The sequence below is a fragment of the Synechococcus sp. CC9311 genome, from assembly GCF_000014585.1.
In the GTDB taxonomy this organism is placed as follows: Bacteria; Cyanobacteriota; Cyanobacteriia; order PCC-6307; family Cyanobiaceae; genus Synechococcus_C.
Genome location: NC_008319.1, coordinates 1,760,775 through 1,786,971 on the forward strand (window position 1 = coordinate 1,760,775; position 26,197 = coordinate 1,786,971).

A 26,197-nucleotide genomic window follows, 5' to 3' on the forward strand; every position below is an offset into this window, starting at 1 on the left:
CTCCTAACCCCCTCTACAAGCCATCATTCGCAAAGGCCTGTCACACCACCATGGATGCCCAAAGTCGGACGGAACCGGTTGTTATCGATGCCGTTGCCATTCAGACGCTTGATCTCAAGGCGCTGAACCCATGGATGGAGCGGCCGCTCACAGACCTCCTCAACGATGGAGCAGGGTTAGAGCTCCAGTACAACTGGCCACGGGATGCCGATGATCCTAGAGAGCTGAGTGAATGCCCAGAACCACGTCTTTGGGCCCTCAGGGCAGATGCCGTTTACCCCTGGCTGCCCCTAGTGCTGGAACGATCAGGCGGAAGCCTGATCCAACATGTGGCGATGGTGGTTCCCCACGACTTCAGTCCAAGTGAAGGGATTCGCTTCGACCCTCAAGCCCTGGAAATCTGGATCACCCACCGATTCATGCTTCTCGATCACCTGGGAGCACAACTTCCTCAATCTCAGCGATGGAACTTGCTCCAGATGGCCGCCACCATTGGCTACGAGGTGGATGCAGCGTTCTGGACCCTCCTTGATCAACACTGATGGAGATCACACCCTGGATGGTGATCGGCTTCCTGCTGGCCGCCTATTCGGTGACTGCCAATGATTCGCTGCAGACCCTAGGGAGCTACCTGTCATCCAACGAACAATGCACTCCCAAAGGCGTGCAAATGGTGTTTCTCTGCACGATGACAGCCAGCGTGATGATGGTGGGCTGGTTCATCAACGACGGGGAGCCGGCCTGGGGGCGTCTCACAGCCTTTCCTCAACCTGATTGCTTCACCTGGCCTTACCTCATTCCACCCATTGCGGTGCTAGCCCTCACGGCGTGGGGGGCTCCTGTGAGCACCTCCTTTCTTGTGCTCTCAGCGTTTGTACCGGGAAACATCGGCACGCTTGTTGAGCAATCTGTCTCGGGGTATCTCCTCTCCCTCAGCCTGGGGCTCGCCGTCTGGGGGCTGGGTTTAACGCTGCTCGAGAGCTTATTCAAACAAAAACATCAAGCCAGCTCCGATTTCAACAGACTCTGGTACGGCCTTCAGTGGTGCTCAACAGGCTCGCTCTGGAGCCTCTGGCTGGTGCAGGATCTGGCGAACATTTTTATTTTTTTACCGCGCCGCATTGGCTTCATTCCGATGCTGCTTTGCACCACCGCGCTGTGTTCAGGACTATGCGCATTGGTGAGTCTTGGAGGGGGACCTATCCAGGAGGTACTGCGCTCAAAAACCAACGCAGCGGACCTGCGCTCAGCCACCGTGATCGATCTCATGTTTGCGATCTGTCTGCTCACACAGACCCAGCTCAGCAGCTTCCCCCTCAGTACGACTTGGGTTTTTCTCGGACTTCTAGGCGGCCGCGAAATTGCCCTGACGTTGAGACAACGATCAGCTGAGAATGATCGCTCAACGAACGCTATCGCTCACCTCAGTAAAAATCTGAGCCAAGACATCTGGAAAGCGGGGGTTGGCCTGATCGTGAGCTTGACGATCGCCCTGGGCATTCAGCCACTCATCTCCCTTACATCCAGCTGAAGGCCCACTGAATCAACCCAGGAGCGCAAGCTGAAATGCTCTTCGAGCACTATCTAAAGCCAACAGAATGGCTAGTCCCCGCAGCATCCAGGCCAGCCGATCGGCTCTCACCTCATCCAAACGCGATGCGCTCCACTGAGCCCCCACCGCTGCCACTCCACCCAGAATCAACCCCAAAGTGGGTTGACCTCTCCCTTCAGAAAGAAACTGAAAAGACGCCGCCGCGGTGGAACACGCCACTGCCACTGTGCTGAATCGGATCGCGAGTCGAATCGGGACTGCCAACCCACGCACCATCACGGGCACCATCACGAGCCCTCCTCCTAAGCCCAGCATTCCGCCTGCAAATCCTGCCAAACCACCCACCGCGGTTAGTCCTGGAAGCGACAACGTCTGATCGGAATCAGAGCCCGAATCGTGGGGACGCGAACGAATCGTGGAAGCCAAAAATAGATAAAGCAGCGATTGAAGCGCTAACAAATGCCATCCAGCGGCCAAGCGCCCCAGGCGACTGAAGAACAACGCCGTCACAAAAGCGGCAATACCAATGGCCAATCCAGCCTGAGCAGGCACAGTTCGAGCGCGAAGGTGTGTGGCCGTGCCACTGAGTGCAGTCGGCACAATGGCAAAAGTGCTTGTCGCCAAAGCCTGATGCGGTGATAACCCCATCCAGAGCAACAAAGGGGCAAAAATCAAACCACCTCCAATTCCCAGCAGACCGGCCAATCCCCCGGCAAGCAGTCCCAGAGGCACCACCAGTAGCCAATCCAAAATCTCCATTCCGGCCATGTCGATTCCTGCATCCTGCCGGTCTGAGTTCGAAACTCTCGGCCGACTGATCCCAGCTATCGCAGGCCAAGGTCCAGAACACATGGCCTTTGATGCCCTGTTGTTGAAACAGTGCCAAAGCACAAGCAACCCTGGCCCGGTGCTCCGCTTCTATCACTGGGAAGGGTCCTGGTTGTCACTCGGTCGCCACCAGACACCACGCTCCAATCATTGGCTCGATCTGTTACGAAACAGACGCTTAAACATGGTCCGACGTCCTAGCGGTGGAGGGGCTGTTCTGCATGGCGGTGGCCTGACCTACGCCCTGATCTGGCCGGATCCACCCCGACAGCGACGCGAAGCGTATCGCCGGGTGAACGCCTGGATATCTTCTGGGTTAGCGCGACTCGGCCTTGAACTTCATCCAGGGGATGATCCTGCCCTCGCTGGAAGCCAACATTGCTTTGCAAGCGCCACCGCGGCCGATTTAGTGGATCCTTCAGGGCAAAAACGCATCGGCAGCGCCCAGTTTTGGCAAAAGGGGCACCTTTTGCAGCACGGTGAAATCCCCTTGGCCCCGTCCGAACAGCTTTGGAAAGAGGTCTTTGGAACAGCGCCACCTTGTTGGCAGCCCAGCGCGCCTTCGGCTGCCAGTGTGGAAATAGCTCTTACCGAGGCGATTTCAGAGATCTGGCCAGGACTCCGCTGGGGCGTGACTCCAATGAGTGGTCTGGAACAGCAGCTCGTAGCGGAACGCGCCTCCAATTATCAAGTCAATGATTCTGAGGTCTCATCCAACAATCCTGAGGCACGCATGGACATAACCGCCTGGAGAAGAGGTAGGCCAAAGGGGTAGTCATTTCGGCGCCTGGAGGCTTCGAGGAGGGAGGCCGGCAATTTGAGGGACAATCCCTTCAAAACTGCTTCGCCTACATCACTGCGATCGAGAGTTCCGGAGGGAAGACCAGCAGCACCGGTTACAAGTAAGCGGCCATGTTCACTTTGCTCGAGTGCGAGAACGGCTTTCCAGAGTGGATCTGACTCTTGAAGAGAAGGGAGTTCAGCCAGTGGTCGCATGTGCTCCCCAACCGTCTGTTGATCCCAGTACTGGACAGAGAGGTCCTTCAGTGGCTGATCAGTGATATATCCGATCCAGCGCCCAGACCGACAAATGAGCACCCAGTCGGGCATGAGATCGCTCTCAGACTCAGCTCCTCTCAAGCGCATTTGGCTGAGGCTGCGCAAGGTTTGATCGGCTTCCAACACCCGGAAACGTTTGGAAGAAGCAGGCCCTACAAGCAAGTTGATCAAGAGCTGCTGCAGAGCCAGAGTCTGAGACTGGGACCGCGAGGCTCCCATGCCGAACCAACCCAGCATCACAAGCCATAGGCCCATCAATCCACCACCACGAAGAAAGATGTAAGAGCCGAGCAAGATCCCTGCCAGGGAGAGAAATCGCCCCGTGGCCGTAGCCACCTGGATACCGCGGCGTTGGCTCCCTGTGAATTGCCAGACAAGCGCTTTAAGAATCAAGCCGCCGTCGAGAGGCAGTCCTGGCAAAAGGTTGAAAATAGCCAGGACCAAATTCAGAACACCAAGCTGACCAACAAGATTGCCCAGCAAAGGATTGGCATGGTTTGCCGCGTGCTGACTAGCCAAAAGCATGCCAGCCAAAACAAGGCTGACCGCTGGACCAGCCGCGGCCACTCGGAACGATCCCATCGCCGTAGAGCATTCCCGTTCCATACGGGCAACGCCTCCAATCAAGTGAAGCGTGATACTGCTCACCTTGATGCCTTCCCTTAGCGCGACAAGGGAATGCCCCAGTTCGTGCAAGAGCAGCGAAACAAACAGGAGGAGTGCAGTGGCCAAACCCAATAACCAGCTCAAGACTGGCGCACTAGATGCTTCAGGGAGAGTCGCGGCCTGTTGCTGAAAAGCAAGGGTTAACAACCCCAAAATGATGAACCAGCTCGGTTGGATCCGAAGCGGAATTCCGCAAATCCGAATCAGCTGCCAGCCATCGCCCATGGGCTCCTCCTTTGGGCACTGCCGTGGCCCGTGGTCCAATCCTAGAAAGGAACCACTCGAGCACCTAGATCGAATGTCCGACGCGGCTATCGCTCTGAAGATCTGTGGGCTCACCGATCATTTTCAAGCCTGTTTCATCGCTGCCATGGGAGCGCAGGCGATCGGCGTGATCGGCGTGGACCAAACACCCCGTTTCGTCGAGGAGCCGCGTCGACGATTCATTTTTATGGAATTGGAAAAGCTGCATCCGACTGTTGAGCGGGTCTGGGTGGTCGCCGATCCCTCCGATCACGCTATTGGAAGCGCACTTCAAGGAGAGGGCACGCCAACCGTCGTTCAACTCCATGGATCGGAGACGCCAGAGCGCTGCATCCAGCTGAAACAACGCCATCCCAAAGTGCGCTGGTGGAAAGCCTTGAAATTGCGGACTGAACACGATCTGAGTGAACTCAGCTCCTTTGAACCGCACACCGACGCCCTGTTGCTTGATGCCTGGAGCCCTGATCAACTTGGTGGCACCGGCCACCGTCTAAACCCAAGCTGGTTCACCCACTTGCATGACCAGCTCAAACCAAACACCGTCTGGTGGTTGGCTGGAGGAATCAGCGCCGAATGGGTCCCTGAACTTCTCAGCCTGGTATCGCCCTATGGACTCGACGCATCAAGCCGTCTTGAGTCGCAACCGGGAGTGAAAGACCTCAACAAAGTTCGTGCCCTTGTTCAAGCCGTTCATGACAACGAACCACTTCGGCAATAAGTTGTGTTCAATTAGAGCAATTTTCATGGCCTATCGGGCTGCAACATCTGTATTGCTTGTTTCATGGATCAATCTTTTTCCTGTCTCAACACAAGCGCAAGGAATGCTGCCAGGTTGTCGTCTTGAAAACGGAAGCTTGCAGTGCGTTCCAGGGTTAACGGCAGATCCTGAGAAACAGATCAACGTTCTCGACAAAGAGATCTCAACAGACCTCCAGAGGGAAGGTCACATCACACAAACCATCCAAGGACTGAAGCAATTCATCCTGACTGGAGAAGCCAAAGAAGGACAACTCCTAAGAGCCAAATTTGATCTGCAAGCAAACAAGATCAACAGTGTTCATATTCATTGGTACCAACGTCAAGACAATGGTCCTTGGACACTATTGACTGATACCAACGAAGAAACTTATCGAATCAACCAAGCCAATTTCGGCGCAAAAGTGATGGCTGTGATGGTTGTCACAACCAGTGATGGAGAAGTGAGCAGGGTGAGCAGCAATGTGATCGGTCCAATTCAATAACACCGATTAACTCCTGCTGATCACCATCAGAACAGCCTAATAATCAAGTATTAAGCATCGATTCCTGTTGCCGCACAAGCTCAAAAAATTCTTGCTTAAGGCTGGGGTCATGACGGAAATCGCCACGAACAACTGAATTCACCATGCTGGTTTGAGGTTCACGCACACCTCTCCATTTCATGCAGTAGTGCTGGGCCTTAATAATGATTCCCAGCCCCTGGGGAGCACACAAGCGTTCAATTTCGTCGGCAAGGATCATGACCGCCTCCTCTTGAATGTGAGGCCTTGAAAACACCCAATCAGCTACTCGGGTGAACTTAGAAAGACCAATCACACGATCACCGGGCTTAATTCCGATCCAGCAGTTCCCCATAATTGGAACAAGGTGATGGGAGCAGGCAGAGCGAACGGTGATAGGGCCAACAGTATAAATTTCGTCCAGTTGCTTGACGTTTGGGAAGCTCGCAACTTTGGGTTGATGATGATATCTACCCTTGAACACCTCACGGAGATACATCCGAGCCACCCGCTCGGCGGTCTCAGCAGTGTTGTGATCATTTTCAATGTCAATGACCAGGCTTCGAAGAAGATCCCTAACACGATCAGCAACCTCGATCTCGAGCTCATCGAGCTCACCTGTTTCGATGAATGCTGCAACGTTGTCATTGGCCAGGAAAGAAATGCCCTGATCAATTAGTCTCTGGCGGATTCTCTCAGAAACGGACTGAACTCCAGTATTGAGTTGAGGCAAAGTGCCGTTGGAGATAGCAGGAAAAGTAGAAGTCATGTCAGGGGTGTTTAGAAGGCACCAGTAGCTGGCATCAAAGTGAGGTCTTCAACAATTTGTGTGGACGGCTGTTGCGCAAGATGAAGAAGTGTAACAGCAGCCTGCTCGACTGGGAGCATGGCACGCCGGTCAAAAGAGCTTTGAACCATTGGCGAGTCCCAAAGTGACGTATCAACAGCACCGAGCGTGAGCGTGCAGGCGCGGATCCCGTGAGCCCTTTCCTCTTCAGCAAGACAACGCGTGAAGCTGGCTAAGGCTGCTTTCACTGTGCAATAAGCACCCCAATTCGGGAAAGCATTTCGAGCAGCATGACTACTGATGTTGATCACCAGTCCACCTGCATCGCGCATAGCAGGAACCACGGCAGCACACATTTGAAACACACTGGTGAGATTGAGCTGCATCAACCAATCCCAGCGATCCAGGGGCATCTCAAGTAGCCCTCCTGTCCAAGCAGCACCAGCATTATTAATCAGTACAGACGGTGTAAGCCCCTGACTGAGCAATGTTGCCACCCCTGGAGCGATCTCCTCAGGCTTGGTGAGATCTACAGCTCCGAACACGATGCGTTGACCGGTCGAAGCCAATTCGGTGGCAAGAGATTGAAGAGGTGCTTCGCTGCGCGACAACAGGATGAGATCCCACCCAGCTTCAGCGAAAGCAAGAGCAGCACTACGGCCAATGCCGCGAGATGCTCCGGTAATTAGTACAGAGGGCAATGAGCCTCAGCGATCCCGATAATCCTAAGAAGCTGAATCAGCATCTGACGAGGCTTGATCGATGAAGCGGCCCATCGCTCGAAACTTTCGGTAACGCTGATCCCGCAATTCCTGCGGTGGGAGTGCCAAAAGCTCAGACAGATTGCGTTCAAGAGCTTCCCGCAGCGTTGCTCCCGCCTCAAGCGGGGCCCAATTGTTTCCCCCAGACGGTTCCGCAAGCACCTCATCAACCACACCAAGACTGAGTAAGTCTTTGCCGGTGATGCGCAACGCCGCCGCCGCTTCCGGTGCTTTGGCTGCATCACGCCAGAGAATCGAGGCGCAGGCCTCAGGACTCGCCACCGTATAAACGCTGTGTTCAAACATCAGAAGCCGGTCAGCAACACCAATTCCAAGAGCACCACCAGATCCGCCTTCCCCAATCACAGTGGCAATAATTGGCACTCTCAGGCGGAACATCTCACGGAGGTTGACAGCGATTGCTTCACCCTGGCCCTGCTCTTCGGCCAGTAAGCCCGCATAAGCACCAGGAGTATCGATAAAAGCAAAAATCGGCAGACCAAAACGATCGGCATGCTCCATTAATCGCAGGGCCTTGCGATATCCACCTGGGGTCGCCATCCCAAAGTTTCGAGCCACGTTTTCCTTGGTGTCACGACCCTTTTGATGCCCTAATAGCACCACCGAGCGATCACCGATGCGACCGAGGCCACCCACCAAAGCCTGATCGTCGCTACCACGTCGATCACCATGGAGCTCAACCCAGTCATCGCAGAACATCTGAATAAAATCCAGAGTGCTCGGACGATGAGGATGGCGAGCAACCTGAATTTTCTGCGCTGGAGTCAGGTTTTGAAAAATCTCTTCGCGTCTGCGAGCAGCAAGGGTTTCAAGCTGAAGCAACTGCTGACTGACATCAACTTCTGAGTCCCTTGCCAACTGGCGAATTTGCTCAATCTGCTGTTCAAGCTCAATGAGTGGCTTTTCAAACTCGAGCAGGGGGCGACGTGCCATGAAAACCGGATCTGTGAACGTCAGGCAGCGGCAGCCTGAAGCTGCCCCTGAAGGTTGAGAGTTGAGAAACCGTGACGGACCGAAGCAGCGCCAATGAAATCCATCTTCTCAAGGGTGATGTTGTTCCTACCCCAGCTGAAGTTGGTATGACAAGCCTCAAATTCGAGAAGAATTGCTTCTGCAAAGCAAGCAAACATTTGGCGCTGAGGCTTCTCCATCTGCCATTCAGCATTCTCCATCATGGTCCAGCCGATATCAGATACAAATTCAACGATGCCTCCCTTTAGGACATGAACACCTTGTCCAGCAACACGAGAATCAAGGTTTTTGGGATAGCCACCGTCAATCATCAGGCAGGGTTTCTGTAGGCGATCCGAATCAATTTCCAACGTGCGGGGCATACTCGCTACCCAGACCACAACATCAGCCTCGGGAAGCGCTTCATCCAAACTGAGAATGCGGCCGCCCTCCAATTCCTGTTGCAGGTCTTTCAGGGGCTGTTGCTGACGAGCGACCATGAGTAGCTCTTTAATTCCAGTGCGCTGCGTTAACCATCGACAAACGGCACTCCCGATGTCTCCAGTAGCTCCCACCACCGCAACCCGAGCCTTACTGAGGTCGATACCAAGCAAAGGCGCATTGATTTCAACCTGTCGACTGATGACCCATGCCGTATGGGTGTTTCCAGTCGTAAATCGCTCCCATTCCAGCGTGGTGCTGCGAATGGTTTGATGCTTCAGAAGGTTGAAATTCTCGAAAATAATCGAAGTAAAACCACCCAGAGCCGTGATGTTGATGCCTTTCTTCTGAGCTAGCTCCATGGCATTCAGCACTTTGCGCCTTGCCGTTTTGAAGCGGCTCAGCATCTCTGGCACAAAGCAGGAATCGATATAGGCGCCTTCAATTTTTTTTCCAGTCAGGCTCGTGACTTCAAGATGCTCTACCAACTGAGGCGGTGCACTGCACCAAACGTCGAGATCACCCTCGGCAATGTGATCGAAACCCAGCTCTAAAGCCTTACGCCTAGCAGCTTCAAAACTGGTGGAATGTCCGATCAGACCAAACATGTGCTGCCGAAGGTCGTACTTAACAGTAGGGATCTGAATCGCATCAACCGATCAGGCGATGGATTTGGCATCCACCTAAGCACGGGGCGGGTTCAGGGTGAACGGACAAGGGCGAAATTGACGCCCACCATCCGCAACACCGTTGGGTTAAAAGCAGTTAGATAGATAGTGCTGCTGCCGCCATGCGAGCGATATCGCGGGAGCTAAACCCGATCTCGTTCAAAGCTTCCTGATAGGCAATCAAAAAATCTTCGATCAGATCTTCCTTTTCCATATGGAGAACAGAAGCATCAGCAGCCACCTGCTCGAGCATCGAACGAATGAGAGGAAGATTCACTTTGTTGGCTTCCATCAACTCATCGCGGCTTGCCTCAAAGTTGGCCTTCAGCCACTCTTGGCCATAGTTGAGGTGGGTGTACTCATCTTTAACGACACCTTCAGTGATTTTGCGGGCGAAGGGGTCAGCAACAGGGATGTAAATGTGATAGGCCGAGATCGCGAAGGCCTCGATCAATAGCGCTTGGATGAGCAGACAAGTAACCACCTTCCCCTCTTTCAGAGCAGATTGGAAGTTGCCATGCAAGGGGGCAAAAAACTCTTGAGCAAAGGGCATGTCAGCCACAACGTCCAGGTTTTTTGCACAGGCGGTAAAGCCCTTCATGTGCTTCATTTCCATCTTCGCCAACTTGGCGAGTTCCTCAGCCTGTTCAGGGATCAGCGTGCCTAATGAAAGGTAATTGTCATGCGCTTCTTTCTCGCCTTCGATCACGATGGCGTTGATGCGGCTGTAAGCATCTTTGTAAGCATCGGTCGTGAAATCAGGTAGCTCTGCCAAACCCTGCTGATCGTCGAGCACAGCGACTAATGTGGAGTCAAGGGTTGGCATGATTCTCTTCCGGTTATCAGCAATGTCGACGACTGTAACCAGTGTTGAACAGAACAGACGTGCTCAAAGGGTCAGTTGACAACCGCAACACGTTGAGAAGGGGGCCAATCACTCGCCAATAAACTGCCAAAAAGGTGCACCCAATGGCGCACCAGACAGGATTCCAAGGCTTCACCACATTCGATGCTGGCGGCGCGTGAATCACCGATTACCCCACTATTACTTAAGTCAGTCGTTAACCAAGCCGTAGGAGCCGCCCCTTCAAGACTCCAGCCGGGCGGGGGGGTAGCGAGAGAGGAAGGCTGGCGATGGTCACCATCTACAGGCCGTGCCTCCCCCACCAACTCCGGCTCGAGAGCAAGCATCAAACTTGTCTCAGCCTGAGCGGCATGCAGTCCGCCCGTTAGCTCATCTCCAGGAATTAATGCATCTAGACCGGGAACACCACTCCACATGAAGCAAGGAAGAATCGCCATCGATGGCGATTGAACTCGCAGCTCCCTCGCCGCAGCCTGCAGCAATCCGATCTGCCCCCCATGGGCGTTGAACAACACCAAACGTTTTACCCCTTGAGTACACAACTGCTTACCCACCTCAAGGATCAGCTGGGTCAACAATCCCGAGGACAAGCTCAAGGTTCCAGGGAAGCCTGAATGCTCTGGCGAGAACCCAATGGACTGCGAGGGAAGGCTCCAAATCGGGGCGTTTGGAGCAAGCTCTGACAACACAGAGGAGAGGATTCGCTCGGAAAATAAAGCGTCAGTAGCAAGTGGGAGATGGGGGCCATGTTGTTCAAAAGCGCCCATTGGCCAAACCACGGTGGAACTGGAATGCTGCAAGGCCTTTTCCGCTTCTGGCCAACTCAACTTGTCCAAGCGTCGTGTCGTTGAAAGACCCAAGTGAGCTTGTGCAGTCATGAGCCGACAGGCCTCCCATTTCCTGCCAGACTGGCTGATCGAGGATATTGAGACCCATGGCGGGATCAGAAAGCCAACATTCCATAGAGAGCAAAGGGCAAAGCCCGGCAGCGCAGCCTCCACGCAAGCCGTTGCAGGTCATGCATATCAGCCGCAAAGACGAACAGGACCGCCTCCATCGTGAGGCGGAAGAAGCGCGGGCGGCCGCAGATGCGGCGATGGCACGAGCTGTTGAGTTGGAGAAAGCTGCGCAAAGAGCTCAGAACACAACGGCTAAGCCCCCCATGGCTCCTACATCGACGGCTAAGCCATCGGCCGTAGACGACGACGATGTTCGCTTTGGGACCGATGAGTTCAGTGGCATGAGCATGGCCGATCTTCTCGGCCCATCCGATTCGAATGGAAAGTCCTCGAAGTCCATTCCACGTCCTGCCAAAACTTCAAATCGAAGTGTCGACGACTTTGATTTCGACGAAGGTGCTTTCCTAGCCGCCCTCGATGCCAACGAACCTGTTGGCACAACAGGTGAAGTGGTGACTGGAACTGTGATCGGAATGGAAAGCGATGGTGTTTATGTCGACATCGGCGGCAAGGCCCCTGGCTTTATGCCTAAGAACGAATGTGGTCTCGGAGTGATCACCAACCTGAAGGAGAGATTCCCCAAGGGTCTCGAAATTGAAGTTTTGGTGACTCGCGAACAAAATGCTGATGGGATGGTCACCATCAGCTGCCGCGCTCTCGCCCTACGTCAGAGCTGGGACAAGGTGAAGCAGCTTGAGAAAGACGGCAGGGTCTCTCAGGTCAAAGTCACCGGTTTCAACCGTGGTGGTGTGACCTGCGATCTAGAAGGACTAAGAGGCTTCATCCCGCGTTCCCAATTGCAAGACGGTGAAAACCATGAAACGTTGGTAGGCAAAACCTTGGGTGTGGCCTTCCTCGAGGTCAACTCTGAAACACGGAAATTGGTCCTTTCTGAGAAGAGAGCAGCCACTGCCGCTCGTTTCTCCGAACTAGAAATTGGACAACTAGTGGAAGGTCATGTGGCGGCCATCAAGCCCTATGGACTGTTCGTGGATCTGGGAGGGATCAGCGGACTTCTGCATCAATCCGCCATCACCGGAGGGAGCATGCGGTCGATGCGTGAAATTTTCGATCAGGGCGATGCTGTTAAAGCGTTGATCACGGAGTTGGATCCTGGTCGCGGACGTATCGCACTAAATACGGCAATGCTGGAAGGACAGCCCGGTGAATTACTTGTTGAAAAAGACAAAGTGATGGCGGAAGCAACCGATCGAGCCAACAGGGCTCGTAACGTCCTGAAGCAACAGGAGCAATCAGCTGGATGATCTCCGCCGAACAGATCCAGAACGATGCGAATGAACATTCAAGCGGGATCCTTTCAGGAGACTGGGAACTCGATTTTTATTCCAGACCCATCCTCGAGCCTGATGGCAAAAAACGTTGGGAGCTGCTGATTATCAGCTCTCCCTCTGAGGGAACGACCAGCAGTTTTCGCTTTGAAAAACGATGCCCTGCCGGCAGCGTCAATTCCACCTGGTTAACCAGCGCTCTCACCGAAGCGATTGCAGCCGCCCAACAGCAAGGCTGGTCAGAGCCTCGAAAGCTGCGCTCGTGGAGAAGCTCCATGCGCACCATGGTTCAGAGGGCTGCATCTGAACTAGGTCTCGAGATGGTGCCAAGCCGTCGAACTTATGCATTGTTGGATTGGATCGCTGAACGCGAACAGGATCTGTACCCCAATGAAGAGGGGTATATGGCAGGGCCTCTTGCTCCCCCGCCAGCACTCATCAGCACACCTCCTCGTCCCCTACCAGAATCCGTACGCGGTGATGCCTGGAATTGGGCCGAACTTCCTGCTTCAGCCTTACGTGAAGCCGCAGGATGGCCCATCGGATTCCGAGGCCTGCTCCCAGTTCCCATCACGATTAAGGATGACCAAGTCATCCCAGGCTTACGCCTGTTTAGTCAAACCAGAGGATTAGCCCTGGCTGGTCTCCTCGGTGGGATTGAACCTGTTCGCCTAAAGGTGAGCGGTACCCAACTTCTGTTGGAAGCGGGTCAAGATGACTGCTGGCTCGTAAGCGATCTCAGTTCTGAGGAAGCCAAGCACGTTTCAGACCTGATGAAGGGGGCTTCTGAGCACGCCGAAGGTTTGCAATTCATCGCTGTTCAAACGTCACCAGAAGCTGAGCGATTTGAAGGGTTTTGGATGCTGCGGGATCAAGCGGAACCATGACCTCAGCTGCCGATCCGTTCCAGCAGCCCGACAACCTGTTCAACACACTTGAGCAATGGACATGGGTGGGCTGCTACGGCGGTTATTACCTCACCTCGGATGCAATACAGGCCGCAGGATTCGAGCATGGATTTTTCACCCGTCTTTGGCACAACCGCGGGCCAGATGCCTTAGCGGCCTATCTCTCTGCGGGAGTGAGTGTCCACCGCCCCCAACAAGTCCACGGCAACCGAGTTCTTAACGCTGGAGACGCCACCTCTTCTCCCTGGCCTGATGCCGACGGTTTGGTCAGCGACCGTGGTGGCCAAAGCCTCTGGGTTTGCGGCGCCGATTGCACGCCCGTTCTTCTTGCAGACCCCACCAGCGGGCACGTTGCTGCTTGTCATGCCGGTTGGCGAGGGGTCGCCAGTGGCATTCTGCCTGCTGCAATACAACGTTTGGCAACGCGAGGCGCTAAAGCGGAAAACCTAATTGTTGCCCTAGGTCCAGCAGTCAGTGGTGCTCTCTATCAGGTACAGATCGACGTGGCAGAGCAGGTAGGACAAGCTCTCCATTCCGATCGATCTCTAGCGATTACCGAATTAGAAGCCATGGGAATCCTTCTGCCCGATCCAGCCCCCAACAAGTGTCGCCTCGACATCCGTCTTGCCGCCCAGGAGCAGCTGCAAGGCTGCGGTATTCCAGAGCAACAAATCAATCTCTGCCCTCTCTGCACCATTTCAGAGCCAAGTTTGTTCCACTCCTGGCGTCGAGATCAGGTCAAAGCGGTTCAGTGGAGCGGAATCGTTGGTCAAGCTGCCGACTCCTCAGAGTGAGGAACCCAGCCGAACACCCACGGCCTCTGCCACTCGTATTCCATCAATCGCTGCAGACAGGATCCCCCCCGCATAGCCAGCCCCTTCTCCAGCAGGGGTAAGTCCCACCGTATTGATCGACTCGAAATGTTCGTCACGAGGAATCCGCAGGGGAGACGATGTGCGGGTCTCCACTGCTGTTAACAACGCATCTGGATGGTCATACCCCTTGATGCGACGAGCAAAACGCGGCAAAGCCTCTTGCAATGCCTCCACCATTGACGTCGGGAGAAGGCTGCGTAAATCACGCGGCGACACACCAGGTTGATAAGAAGCGCCGATCGCACCGAGTTCCGTTGTTGGCCGTCCAGCCAAAAAGTCCTGCAGCCGCTGAACTGGAGCGCTGTAATCAGCCCCCCCGAGAACAAAGGCTTTGTGTTCCAGCGCACGCTGGAAGGCAAGACCAGCCAAGGGATCCCCTGGCCAGGCGGCATAGGCCGCCAAGTCGTCCTCATTTACAGGAACAACCAATGCTGCGTTGGCATTGCGCTCATTGCGCGAATGCTGGCTCATGCCGTTGGTGACGACCCGGCCCTTCTCAGAGGTAGCTCCAACCACCAACCCGCCTGGGCACATACAAAAGCTGTAGACACAGCGACCATTTTCAGCATGGTGAACGAGCTTGTATTCCGCCGCCCCGAGGAGTGGATGGCCTGCATTCAGCCCCCAGCGAGCTTCATCGACCAAGGCCTGGGGATGCTCAATGCGAAAGCCGACAGAAAAGGGCTTTGCTTCAAGAGCGACTCCAACCTCCTGAAGCATCTTGAAGCTATCTCGAGCTGAATGCCCTGGAGCCAACACCACCTGACGGCAGGGCAATACCGTCCCATCCGACAAGGACAGGCCAACCACTTGCTGCGACTTACCTGAAGCATGAGGTCCACCGCAGGGTTCCAGCAGAAGCTGATCAACCCGACTGCCGAAACGAACCTCCCCGCCGAGCGCCTCAATTTTGGCCCGCAGCCCCCTCACCACCGTGGCCAATTTGAAGGTTCCGATATGGGGTCGATGCTCCGTAAGAATCTCGCGATTCGCTCCACAGGCCACCAGTTCCTCCAGAACTTTGCAGCCGTAATGATCAGGATCACTAACCTGGCTATACAGCTTCCCATCCGAGAAGGTTCCGGCACCGCCCTCGCCGAACTGGGCATTGGATTCGGGATTGAACTCAGCCGTTCGGCGCCAAAATCCAAATGTATCGGCTGTTCGCTGTTTGACTGGCTGTCCCCGTTCCAGCAACAACGGGCGGAACCCCATCTGAGCCAGAAGAAGAGCGGCGAAATAACCACAGGGACCAGCTCCAACCACCACAGGCCGCTGCTCGGAATGCCCGCCAAACCCTTCCGGAGCCTGCGCTACAAATTTGTAGTGGGTGTCTGGGGTCGCACGAAGTCTTCGATCGCCATGCCTTCGGCGCATCAGAGTCGCTTCGCCTTCCACTGCTACATCAACGGAATAAATCAGCTGAATGCGATCGCGACGACGAGCATCCACACTCCGCTTAACCAACTGACAATGCAGGAGACGTGCCGGGGGAATCTTCAGGCAACGCAGAACCGCTTTCTCCAGATCATCAGGGCCGTGATCCAAAGGAAGACGGAGCTCACTAAGTCGCAACACCGGCTTTAAAAACTCCCCTCACTAGCTCCTTATGAAAATTTAGACAGAGGGATCCTTTTCGTCCTCTTTTATCTCCGGACTTGATGATGGAATCAATAGAGCGAACAAACCTGCAGCCAAAAGCAACCCTCCAAGTCCAAGGGCGAGGGGTTGATTCTCGCCTGGCACATCACCCCAGACCGCCGTACTAAAAAAAGCAGCTGATAGAAGTAAACAGGGCACCATCACGATGCCAGCAGCGAAGCGATTTTTTTCCATCTCAGCCTTCGGTGCAACTTTGCGTGGCCAAGCCGTTTGTGACCAGGGAAACCCCAAGGTCCTGATCGGCATCAAGGGGAGTAACGCGAGCAATCAAAACACCCTCTTCATTTCCCTCTGGACGCAGGTTCACGCGCTTGCGTCGAGGCACCGCTTTTTTCAAAAGCTCAACGGCAGCCTCTTCATTGACAGGATCGACTGCGATACATGCCAAACGAACGCTGTAATTGCGGTTGCGATCACCAATCTGAAGAAGGGTGGAGGAACGCACTTGCAACACTTCTGCTGCCATGGACTTCATTGGGAAAGACACCAGCACCAACAGGATCAGAAGACTGGAGCAAAAACGGATCACAGAGCATCTCCGCAAACGGTGCGCAAACCGCGATCGCTGGCCGTGAAGATGGAGCAGTCCGGACATGATCATCTGGAATCCTGAGCCAACTCAGGATGGGAAGGAAGACCCACCATCTGTGCATTGCTGGCGCCTGGTGGAACCATCGGATAACAATTTTCACCGCGTCTGACGTGGACATCAATAAGGGTTGGACGGGGTGATGCAAAGGCTTCACTCAGCTTGCTGTGCAAATCATCTCGTTCAGTGATCTTGACTCCATCGACCCCAAAAGCCCTGGCTAATGCACTGAAATCAGGCATGCCATTGAGCATGTCGGATGCTGAATATCGCTCGTCATAAAAACTTTCTTGCCACTGCCGAACCATTCCCTGCCAGTGGTTATTCACAATCACAACTTTCACAGGAAGTGAATACTGAGCCAGTGTTCCTAGTTCCTGAATATTCATCAGGATGCTGGCATCACCAGCAATACAAACCACTTTCTGATCCGGGAATGCCACCTGAGCCCCTAGAGCAGCTGGCATTCCAAAGCCCATGGTTCCCAGTCCTGCGCTGCTGATCCAACAACGCGGCCTATTGCGCAAGTACTGCGCAGCCCACATCTGATGTTGGCCTACATCAGTGGTGATGATCGCGTCACTCGCGAGATCACGAACAGCCAACAGCACTTCTTGAGGAAAGATCGCTCCTTCCTTAGCAGGAATGGTGAGCGGATATAGCTCTTTCCAGCTGTTGATCTGTTCCAACCAAGACGAGGTTGTCAACTCGGCGGAATGCGGTCGACTCTGATCCACAAGTTGAGCAAGGCTTAAACCCACATCACCCAGCACGACCACATCGGGGCACCTGTTCTTACCAACCTCCGCAGGATCAATCTCAAAATGAATGACCTTGGCCTTGGGAGCAAACGTGTCGAGCTTGCCTGTCACGCGGTCATCAAAACGAGCACCAACGGCAATCAACAGATCGCAGTCTGTGACTGCAAAGTTGGCATATGCCGTTCCATGCATCCCCAACATGCCTAAGGCGAGTGGATGATTTTCGTCAAAAGCTCCCTTCCCCATCAGGGTGGTGGTCACAGGGATCTGAAAGCGCTCAGCCAAGATTCGGAGGCTGTCGTGGGCACCTGCGCTGACCGCGCCACCCCCGACGTAAAAGAGGGGACGACTCGACTTACGCATCAAGGCAAGAGCATCGATCACCTCCTGAACTGCAGGCTTAGCTGGCTGCCTAAACCCAGGAGGTTGAATCGATCCCGGTTGAACTGGGACGTAATCGAATTCTTCTTGCCCTACATCTTTAGGGATATCAATCAACACAGGGCCAGGGCGACCTGACGAAGCAATCAGAAAAGCTTGAGCAACGACGGAAGCAAGATCAGCTGGGTCACGAACCACCCAGGAGTGCTTCACGATCGGCAAAGTGATGCCGAAAATATCTGTTTCCTGAAAAGCATCAGTCCCAATCGCAGGCCTAGGGACTTGACCTGTAATGACCACCATTGGAACAGAATCCATTTGGGCCGTGGCAATGCCTGTGACCAGGTTGGTGGCTCCTGGTCCAGATGTCCCGAAACAGACGCCAACCCGACCAGTGGCGCGGGCATAGGCATCGGCCGCATGGGTGCCGCCCTGCTCATGACGCACCAAAATGTGCTTCAGCCAGCCCTCACTTTCAGCAATGTGCAGAGCGTCATAGATCGGCAGAATCGCACCGCCCGGATAGCCAAAAATGGTGTCGACCCCATGGAGCCTGAGGGCATTCATCAAGGCGTGGGCGCCGGTGATACGGCGTTGACCATTCCAATCCAATGCATCCGCGGCCGTGGGAACGGATGTCAGGGTCACGGCTGCCTCACAGGGATCTGACCCTCAAGATTAAGTGGCCATCTGGCCAATTGGCACTGTTTAAAGCAAACCAACAGCATGCAGTGGGCCATGGCCGCTGATCAGCTCGAGAAGGAATGCGGAAAAACCAATCATTGCCAAGCGTCCATTCCACACTTCAGAACTGTTGTTCCAACCCCACTCCCACTTCTCCTGGGGGTAGAGCTTCACGGTGGTAGGAAGTTCGGCCGCCTGGTCGAGATTCACTTCAGGGCCTTCAAGGCTGGCGACGACTAAATCAGCCAATCCAGAAATGAAGGGTGGATACGTGTCCAGAGCCCGAACGCGTCGGAAATTCACGACCCCTGACTCTGTCGCAAGTTCGCGGTATTCGATGTCAATTTCCTCGAGCGTTTCAATGTGCTCACTCACGAAACTGATGGGGACCACCACCAAATCTTGCGTCTTCGCCCGTCCGAGCTCTTCGAGGGCTTCCTCTGTGTAGGGCTTCAGCCATTCAACCGGCCCAACTCGGCTTTGATAAGCAAGAGTGTGTGGGTTGGAATGTCCAACAATGGTCTCCAATTCAGCCATGATCAGAGCCGCACAAGCTTCAATCTCCTGCTGATAGGGGTCTCCGGCCTCTTCCACGTAGCTCTTCGGCACTCCGTGGGCGCTAAAGAAGATGTGCGCGTGTTCAACGTCATCACTGGCTCGAACCTGCTCGGCGATGAGCTCGGCCATCGAACGCACATAGCCTGGATGGTCGTACCAACTACGAATACAGCGCAAAGGCAACGCCTCAAACCGCTCATCCATTTGCCGCAGCCGTTGGAGCTCGCGGAAGCTCGAACCGCTGGTACTGATCGAGAAATGGGGATAGAGGGGAAGGACGACAACCTCATCAATGCCGTCAGCCTTGATATCAGCCACCGCCGACTCGGTAAACGGGTGCCAATAGCGCATAGCCACGTAGCTGGTCGCATCCACGCCCCGCTGGCGCAGAAGACTCTGCAGCTCTCGCGCTTGCTGCTCGGTGATTCGGCGCAGAGGTGAGCCGCCGCCGATTGAGCGATAGGCCTCCTGCGACTTACTACTTCGCAACGTGCTGATCAACCAAGCCAGGGGTTTCTGCAGAATCGGATTCGGCAGCCGAATGATCTCTGGATCTGCAAACAGGTTGTACAGAAAAGGGCCAACATCCTGAATCCGTTCTGGTCCACCCAGATTGAGCAGAAGAATGCCAACCCGAGCCATCGAAGTTTCTTTGTATTAAGGGGTTGAGCGTAACTCCCATCAACGTCATGGTGACACTGTCTTTACAGGGTCATGAACTTCGACACCGCTCTAAAGGCTGCCAATGCGGCCCTGGCCGAGCAGGGCTGCGGTCTTCGTGTGGAGCGGCGAGGACAAAAACTCAATCTGCGTGGACGGCTGCCATGCCGCCAGCAACCCAACCAATGGAAAACTCAGCGCCTGAGTCTTGGACTGCTCGCCGACCTGAATGGGTTGAAAGAGGCTGAGCGCATCTTGCAGCTTGTGGAGTTGCAGTTACAAAGACAGCTTTTTGCATGGGACCAATGGTTACCGAAGCAAAAAATTCAGCAGAACAACAACTCAAAAGGCACATCAACCACGCTTGCCAATCCTCTGGATCGCGATCTGGAGACGTTTAAAGAAGCGTTTTTCGCAGATCCCCGTCGTCGTCGCTCCCCCGCGGGAAGCCGCACCACTTGGAGCGGGGCCTACCAGCCCTACCTAAGACGTCTCAAGGCATTGGCTCTTGAACACCAATCGGCCCTGACTCCTGACCTATTACTGCTGACGTTGAACAGTTATCACGATGGAAGCCGGAGTCGCCAACAGTGTTCCACTGCCCTAGGGGCACTCGCCCGTCATCAAAACCTGCCCCTTCCGGATGCATGGCGTGCAGAGGCAGGCGGATACGGCCTGCACCGCGCTCGTTTTCGGCAGTTACCTAGCGACCCGCAAATTCTCGAAGCCATGCTGCGTATTCCGAATCCAGGTTGGCGACTTGTTTATGGGCTGATGGCCACCTACGGACTTCGCAACCATGAAGTGTTTTTCACAGATGTTTCGGCTTTGGCTGATGGAGGAGACAGGGTGATTCGCGTTCTTCCCACAACCAAAACCGGTGAGCATCAGGTTTGGCCCTTCCATCCGGAGTGGGTGGATCGCTTCAACTTGACGCATCTCGCCTCTAACACTGCGGCGCTCCCTCCGGTTTGCACCGATCTTCGCCAGACCACACTTCAACAAGTTGGACGGCGTGTAGCAGAGCAATTCAGGAGGTACGACGTTCCCCTTACGCCCTATGACCTGCGCCATGCGTGGGCCGTACGCACCATCCACATTGGACTTCCCGATACCGTGGCTGCCAGGATGATGGGGCATTCCGTAGCGATTCACACCCGCACCTATCACCACTGGATCACCAGGCGAGATCAACAGCAGGCCGTCGATGCCGCGTTGGCCAGGAGAGAAGCCTGATGAGATCACCTCTGCGCCAACTGGCCTATCGCTATCGCTGGATTTACGACACCGTCACAGGGATCTCTGCGCTGAGTGTTGGAGGTGTAGATCGACTCCGCCGTCTTGGGCTCGAAGCGCTCGATCCTGTTCTGCCAAGGGGTGCCAGGGTGATGGACTTCTGCTGCGGCTCAGGAGAAGCGGCGGCGCCCTGGATCGAAGCAGGATTTCAGGTCACGGGGCTCGATGTCTCACCCAAGGTTCTGGAACTCGCCGCAACCCGCTACCCACTCCTGACATGCATTGAGGGGCTGGCAGAAGCTCCGCCCTGCGCACCAGCCAGCTTTGATGCCATTCAAATCAGCCTGGCGCTGCATGAATTCCCACGGACAGAACGTCAGCAGGTGTTGCTGTCCTGTTTGGAATTACTCAAACCAGGCGGCTGGCTTGTGGTTATCGATCTCCATCCTGCCGGTCCTCTTTTGCAACTCCCCCAACAGCTGTTTTGCGCTTTGTTTGAGACAGAAACTGCGATTGCATTGCTCGAGGACGATATCCCCAAGCAATTGCAGGAGATCGGCTTTACCAGTGTTGAGCAGTCTGTTCTGGCCGGGTCTGCTCTCCAACGCATCACAGCACGCTGCCCCTCCAGCGGCATGCTGGAGGTCACAGGGAAGATGCCATGAGCTCGGATCGAACGTCAGCCGGAAAGCCATCGTCTGTGGACCCATCAGGGTTAGATCAATCAGCCGAGTCACTGGGGATGGGAGGCGATTTAGCCCCAGAGAAAGACGCGGATGCTTACAGAAAGCGCATGGAACGCCGACAAGACGTGCAGCGACAACGTGTCTCAGAGCGAAGTGTTGAAAAGGGATTGGTCCTGGTCTTCACCGGTCACGGCAAAGGAAAGACCACCGCGTCTCTGGGCCTGGCCTTAAGGACTCTGGGTCACGGACACCGTGTTGCCGTTGTCCAATTCATCAAAGGTGGATGGGAGCCTGGAGAAGCCAAAGCATTAAAAGCCTTTGGAGAGTCGCTGAGTTGGCATGCACTCGGAGAGGGTTTCACCTGGGAGACGCAAGATCGTGAACGTGATCGTCAGCTGGTGCAAGCAGCTTGGGACACCTCGCTCTCTTATCTCAGAGATCCCAAACAAAAGCTTGTGGTGCTGGACGAAGTGAATGTGGCGTTAAAACTTGGCTATCTCGAGTTGGATCAAGTCCTGCAAGGCCTCGAAGAGCGGCCTGAGCTCACCCACGTTGCTCTCACCGGCAGAGGAGCTCCGGACGGGCTGATCCAAAGAGCCGATTTAGTTACGGAAATGTCCCTCGTCAAGCACCCATTCCGGGAGCAGGGCGTCAAAGCACAGCAAGGAATTGAGTTCTGAACAAATCGAGGTCTAATCAATGCGTCCACAGCGATCTGGGTGACTTCCATACCCAGTTGGCAGGGCAAGATCAGAAGCACATCAGCTTTCTCGATCCCTTAAGAACAGCCTTGCTACTGTCCTAAAGATAAGGATATTGAATGGCCTACGCGCGTGCCCTCCTGAAGCTCAGCGGTGAAGCGCTGATGGGCAATCAGGGCTACGGAATTGATCCAGAAATTGTTCAGGCCATCGCCAGAGATGTTGCCGAAGTTGTTGCCACTGGCACGCAGTTGGCAATTGTCGTCGGCGGCGGAAACATATTCAGAGGTTTGAAAGGTTCAGCCGCAGGCATGGATCGCGCCACCGCTGACTACGTCGGCATGCTCGCCACCGTGATGAATGCCATCACCCTGCAAGACGGACTGGAGCGAGCCGGCATTCCCACCCGCGTGCAAACCGCCATTGAAATGCAAGAAGTGGCTGAGCCCTACATCCGCAGACGCGCGATGCGACATCTAGAAAAAGGCAGGGTGGTCGTGTTTGGAGCAGGTTGTGGCAATCCGTTTTTCACCACCGACACCACAGCTGCTTTACGCGCAGCCGAAATCAGTGCTGATGTGGTGTTCAAAGCCACCAAGGTTGACGGTGTGTATGACAAAGATCCGCATCAATTCCCTGATGCCGTCCGTTACGACTCCTTGACCTTCCAACAAGTGCTCAGCGGAGAGCTCGCCGTGATGGACAGCACAGCCATCGCTCTTTGCAAAGACAACAACATCCCGATTGTTGTTTTCAATTTGTTTGAACCTGGCAACATCGGCAAAGCCGTGGCCGGTGAGCCCATCGGTTCTCGTATCAGCAACTAGTCATCGTCATGTCGAACTCAGATCTCGAAGCCAACATGCGCAAGTCGGTGGAAGCCACCCAGCGCAACTTCAACACCATTCGCACGGGCCGAGCCAATCCTTCGTTGTTGGATCGAATCAATGTTGAGTATTACGGCGCTGACACACCACTGAAGTCACTAGCCAGTCTCTCCACTCCCGACTCGCAAACGATTGCCGTTCAACCCTTCGATATGGGATCCCTGGCGCTTATCGAAAAAGCGATCGCCACGAGTGACTTGGGATTCACGCCCAACAACGACGGCAAGATCATTCGCATCAACGTGCCACCTCTCACAGAAGAGCGCAGAAAAGAGTTCTGCAAGCTTGCTGCAAAGTATTCAGAAGAGGGAAAGGTGGCATTGCGCAGCGTGCGTCGTGACGCGATTGACAAAATCAAGAAACAGGAAAAGGAGGGTGATCTTTCAGAGGATCAAAGCCGAGATGAGCAAGATCAAGTTCAGAAAACAACCGATCGTTTCATTGCAGAACTTGAAAAACATCTAGCTGATAAAGAGGTTGAAATCCTCAAGGTTTGAGCACCACTGACGTTGTTGTTATCGGGGCCGGTGCAGCCGGCTCCAGCACGGCTTTCCATCTCGCCCACCTAGGACATCGCGTCACCGTTCTGGAACGCGAGCGTTCAGAGCGGATCAAACCATGCGGTGGTGGGATGGCGGCATCCGTTCAGCAGTGGTTCCCCTTCGACCTTCAACCAGCTGTGGATGACGTCATCCAACAGGTTGATTTCAGCTGGTGTCTCACTGATCCAGTGGTTGCTGAGCTTCCAGGTTCTGCACCATTCTGGATCGTCAAACGTGAACGGCTTGACGCACTGTTGCTTCAGCAAGCGATCGCTTTAGGTGCAGAGCTGCGCCGACCCTTCGAGGTTGTAGACCTTGAACGAGATGAAAACCACTGGCTTGTTCGCAGCAAAGACGGTGAAGTCATCGATGCCAAAGCCGTTGTTTTGGCTGATGGCTCAGGTTCTCCCTGGCCCACACGCTTTGGAATCGGCCCTCGAGCTCTCCACATGGCCAAGACGCTCTCTGTTCGACTCGAAGGAATGGGAACCTTGCAACCAGGAACAGCAAGGTTTGAATTTGGGCTCGTTCACCATGGTTTCGCCTGGGCGTTTCCTCTGGCGAACGGCATCAATGTGGGAGTTGGCACTTTTATTGGGCGACGGGCCAGTGACGCGGAAGCCGTGCTCGAGCAACTCCTACCGGATCTGGGGTTTTCTTCCACAGACGGGCTGCGACAAAACGCCGATTTAAGAGTTTGGAATGGCCACACACCCCTCCATGGCAAAGGCATCGTGGCAGTAGGGGATGCCGCATCGCTCTGCGATCCCTTTCTGGCCGAAGGCCTCAGGCCATCGCTAATGAGCGGCTGCGAAGCAGCAGCCAGTCTTGATTCTTGGCTGAATGGGACTCAGCCAGATCTGTCCAACTACACAGCGAGCATGCGCGAACGTTGGGGCGATTCGATGGCTTGGGGACGCCGCATAGCCCAAGTGTTTTATCGATTTCCGAAAGTGGGCTATCAACTCGGAATCAAGCGCCCCACTGCGCCGCAGCGCATTGCCCAAATTCTTTCTGGTGAGATGGGATACGGCGACATCGCGCAGAGGGTCATCCGCCGATTGATGCTGCAAAGGGGTTAAAGATCAAGCGTTAGCTGTTGTGAACCATCGGGCCTAGGGTTTCGTCGTCGTCGATGGCGGCCCTTGCCTGTAGGTGCCAAGCCCGAACGTCTCGACCCGTGACGCTGCTGAATGCCATCGGCAATGGCAGAAAACCCAGAGCGCTCCCTGATCGCCCAAATCCTCTGCTTGGCTTCCCTCGCCGCAAGCGCAGGTTCCACCATGGGCAAGGGATAGTCCACTCCAAGCTGGAGCCCAGCTTGTCGTTGCGCTGCCGTCGACAACTTCCACGGCTCATGCACGTAGACATTGGAAACGAGATGGAGTTCAGGCACCCAAGTGCGAATGAATTCACCGTTCAAGTCATGGTCTTGCCCCTGCTTGATCGGGTTGTAAACCCGAACGGTATTGATGGCCGTACTGCCTGACTGCATCTGGCACTGGCTCCAATGGATTCCGGGCTCATAGTCCACGAACTGCCGCGCCAGATGAAGGCCGCTATCACGCCACGGCAACCAGAGGTGGTAGCTGGCAAATGACATCAACATCGCTCGCATCCTGAAGTTGATCCAACCGTGGGCCCGCAAGGCACGCATGCAGGCATCTACGAAAGGCACTCCAGTGCGTCCCTCAGCCCAGGCGAGGAGCCGCTGATCATTCGTGCAGCGCAGCCCACGCATGAACGGATGAAAATCTTCGAATTCAATCGACGGCTGCGCTTCAAGCTTTTGAATGAAGTGACAATGCCAATGCAAACGGGACTCGAAGCTGCTAATTCCACGGCCGCTGAAGCCACGGCTTGTTTGGATCACCTCTCGCATCGAAAGACATCCCCAGGTGAGATAAGCGGAGAGCCGAGAACAACCGGTGAAAGCGGTGTTGGGGCTGGAAATGGAGCGCGCATACCCCGGCGCCCGATGTTCGAGGAAATCATCCAGTTCCAGCAATGCCATCGACCGGCCACCGCTTTGGCGATGCGGGCATGGATCAGATGCCAACGTCGGATGGGGGCAGTCAGGAATAACGCCGGCATCGATCCCCTCGATGGATGGCAGACCTAACGGGGATGGAGTGATCGGTTCGGCCATCTGCGCTTCCCAGCGTTTAGCCCAACGAGTGCGCGAACGCAGCCGGCGGATCACACCAAACTGGGGGATTTCCTTCCAAGCGATGCCGTGCTGCCGGCACCAAAGGGCTACCCGTTGGTCGCGCTGATAGGTCCAACCATTGCCGGTTTCCTCATGGCTCCAGAGCGCCTCAAGACCAAATTGACGATGGGCTCGCTCGAACACCTCCACCACATCACCACTGCGGACCAAAAGCGGTTGGCCTAGCGCCGCAAGAGCCAGGCGCAAATCCAGCAAAGACTCCCGACAAAACAACCACTGCCTCTCCGAGGCGTCTTGCTGCTGCCACAACTCGGGCTCAACGACATAAAGCGGGAGAACTGGTCCCCTGAGCAAGGCCTGCTGCAAAGGCTTGTGATCTTTCACCCGAAGGTCTCGCTTGAACCAGACAAGCTGGAGCGCCATTGAAGCCGACCCCCCTAAAGCCTCATCGATTGACCCTAACGATGGAGTACAGACTCAGCGAGCCTCTGTTGCAAGCCTCTGAAATGAAACGCCCTTGCTCTATT

Annotated in this window: 28 protein-coding genes; 14 read left to right on the forward strand and 14 right to left on the reverse strand. The window is 54.9% G+C overall.

All coding sequences use genetic code 11. The annotated features are described in order from the left end of the window. Positions 1–50: 50 nt before the first annotated feature. Entirely contained in the window at positions 51–542 is a 492-nt protein-coding gene (locus SYNC_RS09105) for a CRR6 family NdhI maturation factor (RefSeq protein WP_011619894.1), read from the forward strand. After that, the gene (locus tag SYNC_RS09110) at positions 542–1,531 is read left to right on the forward strand and encodes a hypothetical protein (RefSeq protein ID WP_049750346.1); all 990 of its coding nucleotides are present in this window, start codon (positions 542–544) and stop codon (positions 1,529–1,531) included. Before SYNC_RS09105 ends, SYNC_RS09110 begins: the two co-directional genes overlap by 1 nt. A 12-nt stretch (positions 1,532–1,543) precedes the next feature. Here SYNC_RS09110 and SYNC_RS09115 read toward each other — a convergent pair whose 3' ends face one another. After that, on the reverse strand, positions 1,544–2,311 hold the full coding sequence (locus SYNC_RS09115) for a sulfite exporter TauE/SafE family protein (RefSeq protein ID WP_011619896.1): 768 nt from the start codon (positions 2,309–2,311) through the stop codon (positions 1,544–1,546). Between the two features lie 7 nt (positions 2,312–2,318). Here SYNC_RS09115 and SYNC_RS09120 point away from each other — a divergent pair, with 7 nt between their 5' ends. Then, positions 2,319–3,155, forward strand: coding sequence for a ligase (locus SYNC_RS09120; RefSeq protein WP_011619897.1), 837 nt, complete (start codon positions 2,319–2,321; stop codon positions 3,153–3,155). On the opposite strand, the gene SYNC_RS09125 is transcribed toward SYNC_RS09120, so the two are convergent. Continuing rightward, positions 3,068–4,330, reverse strand: a complete 1,263-nt coding sequence (locus SYNC_RS09125) for a site-2 protease family protein (RefSeq protein WP_011619898.1) — start codon at positions 4,328–4,330, stop codon at positions 3,068–3,070. The two genes, SYNC_RS09120 and SYNC_RS09125, sit on opposite strands and share 88 nt — an antisense overlap. Positions 4,331–4,403: 73 nt before the next feature. Between SYNC_RS09125 and SYNC_RS09130 the strand changes: the two genes are divergently transcribed. Both SYNC_RS09130 and SYNC_RS09135 read left to right on the forward strand, forming a co-directional pair. Beyond that, the gene (locus SYNC_RS09130) at positions 4,404–5,087 is read left to right on the forward strand and encodes a phosphoribosylanthranilate isomerase (RefSeq protein WP_011619899.1); all 684 of its coding nucleotides are present in this window, start codon (positions 4,404–4,406) and stop codon (positions 5,085–5,087) included. A 25-nt stretch (positions 5,088–5,112) separates the two neighbouring features. Continuing rightward, on the forward strand, positions 5,113–5,610 hold the full coding sequence (locus SYNC_RS09135) for a hypothetical protein (protein ID WP_041426640.1): 498 nt from the start codon (positions 5,113–5,115) through the stop codon (positions 5,608–5,610). 43 nt (positions 5,611–5,653) lie between these two features. Here the strand turns inward: SYNC_RS09135 and folE are convergent, their stop codons facing one another. From folE to SYNC_RS09165, 6 genes are all read right to left on the reverse strand, one after another. Further along, complete coding sequence (folE, locus tag SYNC_RS09140; RefSeq protein ID WP_011619901.1) at positions 5,654–6,397, reverse strand: GTP cyclohydrolase I; 744 nt, start codon at positions 6,395–6,397, stop codon at positions 5,654–5,656. An 11-nt stretch (positions 6,398–6,408) separates the two neighbouring features. Then, entirely contained in the window at positions 6,409–7,116 is a 708-nt protein-coding gene (locus SYNC_RS09145) for an SDR family oxidoreductase (protein ID WP_011619902.1), read from the reverse strand. 24 nt (positions 7,117–7,140) lie between these two features. After that, positions 7,141–8,130, reverse strand: coding sequence for an acetyl-CoA carboxylase carboxyltransferase subunit alpha (locus SYNC_RS09150; RefSeq protein WP_011619903.1), 990 nt, complete (start codon positions 8,128–8,130; stop codon positions 7,141–7,143). A 20-nt stretch (positions 8,131–8,150) separates the two neighbouring features. Beyond that, complete coding sequence (locus tag SYNC_RS09155) at positions 8,151–9,197, reverse strand: long-chain acyl-[acyl-carrier-protein] reductase (RefSeq protein WP_011619904.1); 1,047 nt, start codon at positions 9,195–9,197, stop codon at positions 8,151–8,153. A 157-nt stretch (positions 9,198–9,354) separates the two neighbouring features. Beyond that, positions 9,355–10,083: an aldehyde oxygenase (deformylating) gene (locus SYNC_RS09160; protein ID WP_011619905.1), complete on the reverse strand. Its 729-nt coding sequence runs from the start codon at positions 10,081–10,083 to the stop codon at positions 9,355–9,357. 71 nt (positions 10,084–10,154) lie between these two features. Then, positions 10,155–11,000, reverse strand: coding sequence for a creatininase family protein (locus SYNC_RS09165; RefSeq protein ID WP_041426641.1), 846 nt, complete (start codon positions 10,998–11,000; stop codon positions 10,155–10,157). A 56-nt stretch (positions 11,001–11,056) separates the two neighbouring features. Between SYNC_RS09165 and SYNC_RS09170 the strand changes: the two genes are divergently transcribed. The 3 genes from SYNC_RS09170 to pgeF are packed head-to-tail and all read left to right on the forward strand — an operon-like array spanning position 11,057 to position 14,072. Beyond that, positions 11,057–12,346: a S1 RNA-binding domain-containing protein gene (locus SYNC_RS09170; RefSeq protein WP_041426642.1), complete on the forward strand. Its 1,290-nt coding sequence runs from the start codon at positions 11,057–11,059 to the stop codon at positions 12,344–12,346. Beyond that, positions 12,343–13,257 (forward strand): Tab2/Atab2 family RNA-binding protein, encoded by a 915-nt coding sequence (locus SYNC_RS09175; RefSeq protein WP_011619909.1) that lies wholly within the window; start codon positions 12,343–12,345, stop codon positions 13,255–13,257. The genes SYNC_RS09170 and SYNC_RS09175 overlap by 4 nt, the downstream gene beginning before the upstream one ends. Continuing rightward, a complete protein-coding gene (gene pgeF, locus SYNC_RS09180) occupies positions 13,254–14,072 on the forward strand; it encodes a peptidoglycan editing factor PgeF (protein ID WP_041426643.1) in 819 nt (272 codons plus the stop codon). The genes SYNC_RS09175 and pgeF overlap by 4 nt, the downstream gene beginning before the upstream one ends. On the opposite strand, the gene SYNC_RS09185 is transcribed toward pgeF, so the two are convergent. Genes SYNC_RS09185 through hemH form a run of 5 tightly spaced genes read right to left on the reverse strand, consistent with a single transcriptional unit; the run spans position 14,064 to position 19,430 of the window. Next, positions 14,064–15,731, reverse strand: coding sequence for an NAD(P)/FAD-dependent oxidoreductase (locus SYNC_RS09185; protein WP_011619911.1), 1,668 nt, complete (start codon positions 15,729–15,731; stop codon positions 14,064–14,066). The genes pgeF and SYNC_RS09185 overlap by 9 nt on opposite strands. 39 nt (positions 15,732–15,770) lie before the next feature. Then, the gene (locus tag SYNC_RS09190) at positions 15,771–15,989 is read right to left on the reverse strand and encodes a GIVxVP protein (protein ID WP_011619912.1); all 219 of its coding nucleotides are present in this window, start codon (positions 15,987–15,989) and stop codon (positions 15,771–15,773) included. A gap of 1 nt (position 15,990) precedes the next feature. Then, a complete protein-coding gene (locus SYNC_RS09195; RefSeq protein ID WP_011619913.1) occupies positions 15,991–16,416 on the reverse strand; it encodes a hypothetical protein in 426 nt (141 codons plus the stop codon). Next, entirely contained in the window at positions 16,413–18,194 is a 1,782-nt protein-coding gene (gene ilvB / locus SYNC_RS09200; protein WP_041426644.1) for a biosynthetic-type acetolactate synthase large subunit, read from the reverse strand. The genes SYNC_RS09195 and ilvB overlap by 4 nt, the downstream gene beginning before the upstream one ends. Before the next feature lie 60 nt (positions 18,195–18,254). Then, positions 18,255–19,430 carry a ferrochelatase gene (gene hemH, locus SYNC_RS09205; protein ID WP_011619915.1) on the reverse strand — a complete coding sequence of 392 codons (1,176 nt, stop codon included), beginning with the start codon at positions 19,428–19,430 and terminating at the stop codon, positions 18,255–18,257. A 72-nt stretch (positions 19,431–19,502) separates the two neighbouring features. Here hemH and SYNC_RS09210 point away from each other — a divergent pair, with 72 nt between their 5' ends. The 6 genes from SYNC_RS09210 (at position 19,503) to SYNC_RS09235 (ending at position 24,582) form a co-directional block, all read left to right on the forward strand. Further along, entirely contained in the window at positions 19,503–20,684 is a 1,182-nt protein-coding gene (locus SYNC_RS09210; protein ID WP_011619916.1) for a site-specific integrase, read from the forward strand. Continuing rightward, the gene (locus SYNC_RS09215) at positions 20,684–21,349 is read left to right on the forward strand and encodes a class I SAM-dependent methyltransferase (protein ID WP_011619917.1); all 666 of its coding nucleotides are present in this window, start codon (positions 20,684–20,686) and stop codon (positions 21,347–21,349) included. The genes SYNC_RS09210 and SYNC_RS09215 overlap by 1 nt, the downstream gene beginning before the upstream one ends. Further along, positions 21,346–22,050 (forward strand): cob(I)yrinic acid a,c-diamide adenosyltransferase, encoded by a 705-nt coding sequence (cobO, locus tag SYNC_RS09220; RefSeq protein WP_049750347.1) that lies wholly within the window; start codon positions 21,346–21,348, stop codon positions 22,048–22,050. Before SYNC_RS09215 ends, cobO begins: the two co-directional genes overlap by 4 nt. 140 nt (positions 22,051–22,190) lie before the next feature. After that, entirely contained in the window at positions 22,191–22,898 is a 708-nt protein-coding gene (gene pyrH / locus SYNC_RS09225) for a UMP kinase (RefSeq protein WP_011619919.1), read from the forward strand. 8 nt (positions 22,899–22,906) lie between these two features. Beyond that, the gene (gene frr / locus SYNC_RS09230; protein ID WP_011619920.1) at positions 22,907–23,455 is read left to right on the forward strand and encodes a ribosome recycling factor; all 549 of its coding nucleotides are present in this window, start codon (positions 22,907–22,909) and stop codon (positions 23,453–23,455) included. After that, positions 23,452–24,582: an NAD(P)/FAD-dependent oxidoreductase gene (locus SYNC_RS09235; RefSeq protein WP_011619921.1), complete on the forward strand. Its 1,131-nt coding sequence runs from the start codon at positions 23,452–23,454 to the stop codon at positions 24,580–24,582. Before frr ends, SYNC_RS09235 begins: the two co-directional genes overlap by 4 nt. Here the strand turns inward: SYNC_RS09235 and SYNC_RS09240 are convergent. Next, positions 24,579–26,093 (reverse strand): cryptochrome/deoxyribodipyrimidine photo-lyase family protein, encoded by a 1,515-nt coding sequence (locus SYNC_RS09240; RefSeq protein WP_011619922.1) that lies wholly within the window; start codon positions 26,091–26,093, stop codon positions 24,579–24,581. The two genes, SYNC_RS09235 and SYNC_RS09240, sit on opposite strands and share 4 nt — an antisense overlap. Positions 26,094–26,197 lie beyond the last annotated feature (104 nt).

What these genes read in the sequence shown, in the direction of transcription:
- SYNC_RS09105 (WP_011619894.1), top strand. Translation starts at nt 51, where the DNA reads ATGGATGCCCAAAGTCGGACGGAACCGGTTGTTATCGATGCCGTTGCC.
- SYNC_RS09110 (WP_049750346.1), top strand. Translation starts at nt 542, where the DNA reads ATGGAGATCACACCCTGGATGGTGATCGGCTTCCTGCTGGCCGCCTAT.
- SYNC_RS09115 (WP_011619896.1), bottom strand. Translation starts at nt 2,311, where the DNA reads ATGGAGATTTTGGATTGGCTACTGGTGGTGCCTCTGGGACTGCTTGCC.
- SYNC_RS09120 (WP_011619897.1), top strand. Translation starts at nt 2,319, where the DNA reads ATGTCGATTCCTGCATCCTGCCGGTCTGAGTTCGAAACTCTCGGCCGA.
- SYNC_RS09125 (WP_011619898.1), bottom strand. Translation starts at nt 4,330, where the DNA reads ATGGGCGATGGCTGGCAGCTGATTCGGATTTGCGGAATTCCGCTTCGG.
- SYNC_RS09130 (WP_011619899.1), top strand. Translation starts at nt 4,404, where the DNA reads ATGTCCGACGCGGCTATCGCTCTGAAGATCTGTGGGCTCACCGATCAT.
- SYNC_RS09135 (WP_041426640.1), top strand. Translation starts at nt 5,113, where the DNA reads ATGGCCTATCGGGCTGCAACATCTGTATTGCTTGTTTCATGGATCAAT.
- folE (WP_011619901.1), bottom strand. Translation starts at nt 6,397, where the DNA reads ATGACTTCTACTTTTCCTGCTATCTCCAACGGCACTTTGCCTCAACTC.
- SYNC_RS09150 (WP_011619903.1), bottom strand. Translation starts at nt 8,130, where the DNA reads ATGGCACGTCGCCCCCTGCTCGAGTTTGAAAAGCCACTCATTGAGCTT.
- SYNC_RS09155 (WP_011619904.1), bottom strand. Translation starts at nt 9,197, where the DNA reads ATGTTTGGTCTGATCGGACATTCCACCAGTTTTGAAGCTGCTAGGCGT.
- SYNC_RS09160 (WP_011619905.1), bottom strand. Translation starts at nt 10,083, where the DNA reads ATGCCAACCCTTGACTCCACATTAGTCGCTGTGCTCGACGATCAGCAG.
- SYNC_RS09165 (WP_041426641.1), bottom strand. Translation starts at nt 11,000, where the DNA reads ATGACTGCACAAGCTCACTTGGGTCTTTCAACGACACGACGCTTGGAC.
- SYNC_RS09170 (WP_041426642.1), top strand. Translation starts at nt 11,057, where the DNA reads ATGGCGGGATCAGAAAGCCAACATTCCATAGAGAGCAAAGGGCAAAGC.
- SYNC_RS09175 (WP_011619909.1), top strand. Translation starts at nt 12,343, where the DNA reads ATGATCTCCGCCGAACAGATCCAGAACGATGCGAATGAACATTCAAGC.
- pgeF (WP_041426643.1), top strand. Translation starts at nt 13,254, where the DNA reads ATGACCTCAGCTGCCGATCCGTTCCAGCAGCCCGACAACCTGTTCAAC.
- SYNC_RS09190 (WP_011619912.1), bottom strand. Translation starts at nt 15,989, where the DNA reads ATGGAAAAAAATCGCTTCGCTGCTGGCATCGTGATGGTGCCCTGTTTA.
- SYNC_RS09195 (WP_011619913.1), bottom strand. Translation starts at nt 16,416, where the DNA reads ATGATCATGTCCGGACTGCTCCATCTTCACGGCCAGCGATCGCGGTTT.
- hemH (WP_011619915.1), bottom strand. Translation starts at nt 19,430, where the DNA reads ATGGCTCGGGTTGGCATTCTTCTGCTCAATCTGGGTGGACCAGAACGG.
- SYNC_RS09210 (WP_011619916.1), top strand. Translation starts at nt 19,503, where the DNA reads ATGAACTTCGACACCGCTCTAAAGGCTGCCAATGCGGCCCTGGCCGAG.
- SYNC_RS09215 (WP_011619917.1), top strand. Translation starts at nt 20,684, where the DNA reads ATGAGATCACCTCTGCGCCAACTGGCCTATCGCTATCGCTGGATTTAC.
- cobO (WP_049750347.1), top strand. Translation starts at nt 21,346, where the DNA reads ATGAGCTCGGATCGAACGTCAGCCGGAAAGCCATCGTCTGTGGACCCA.
- pyrH (WP_011619919.1), top strand. Translation starts at nt 22,191, where the DNA reads ATGGCCTACGCGCGTGCCCTCCTGAAGCTCAGCGGTGAAGCGCTGATG.
- frr (WP_011619920.1), top strand. Translation starts at nt 22,907, where the DNA reads ATGTCGAACTCAGATCTCGAAGCCAACATGCGCAAGTCGGTGGAAGCC.
- SYNC_RS09240 (WP_011619922.1), bottom strand. Translation starts at nt 26,093, where the DNA reads ATGGCGCTCCAGCTTGTCTGGTTCAAGCGAGACCTTCGGGTGAAAGAT.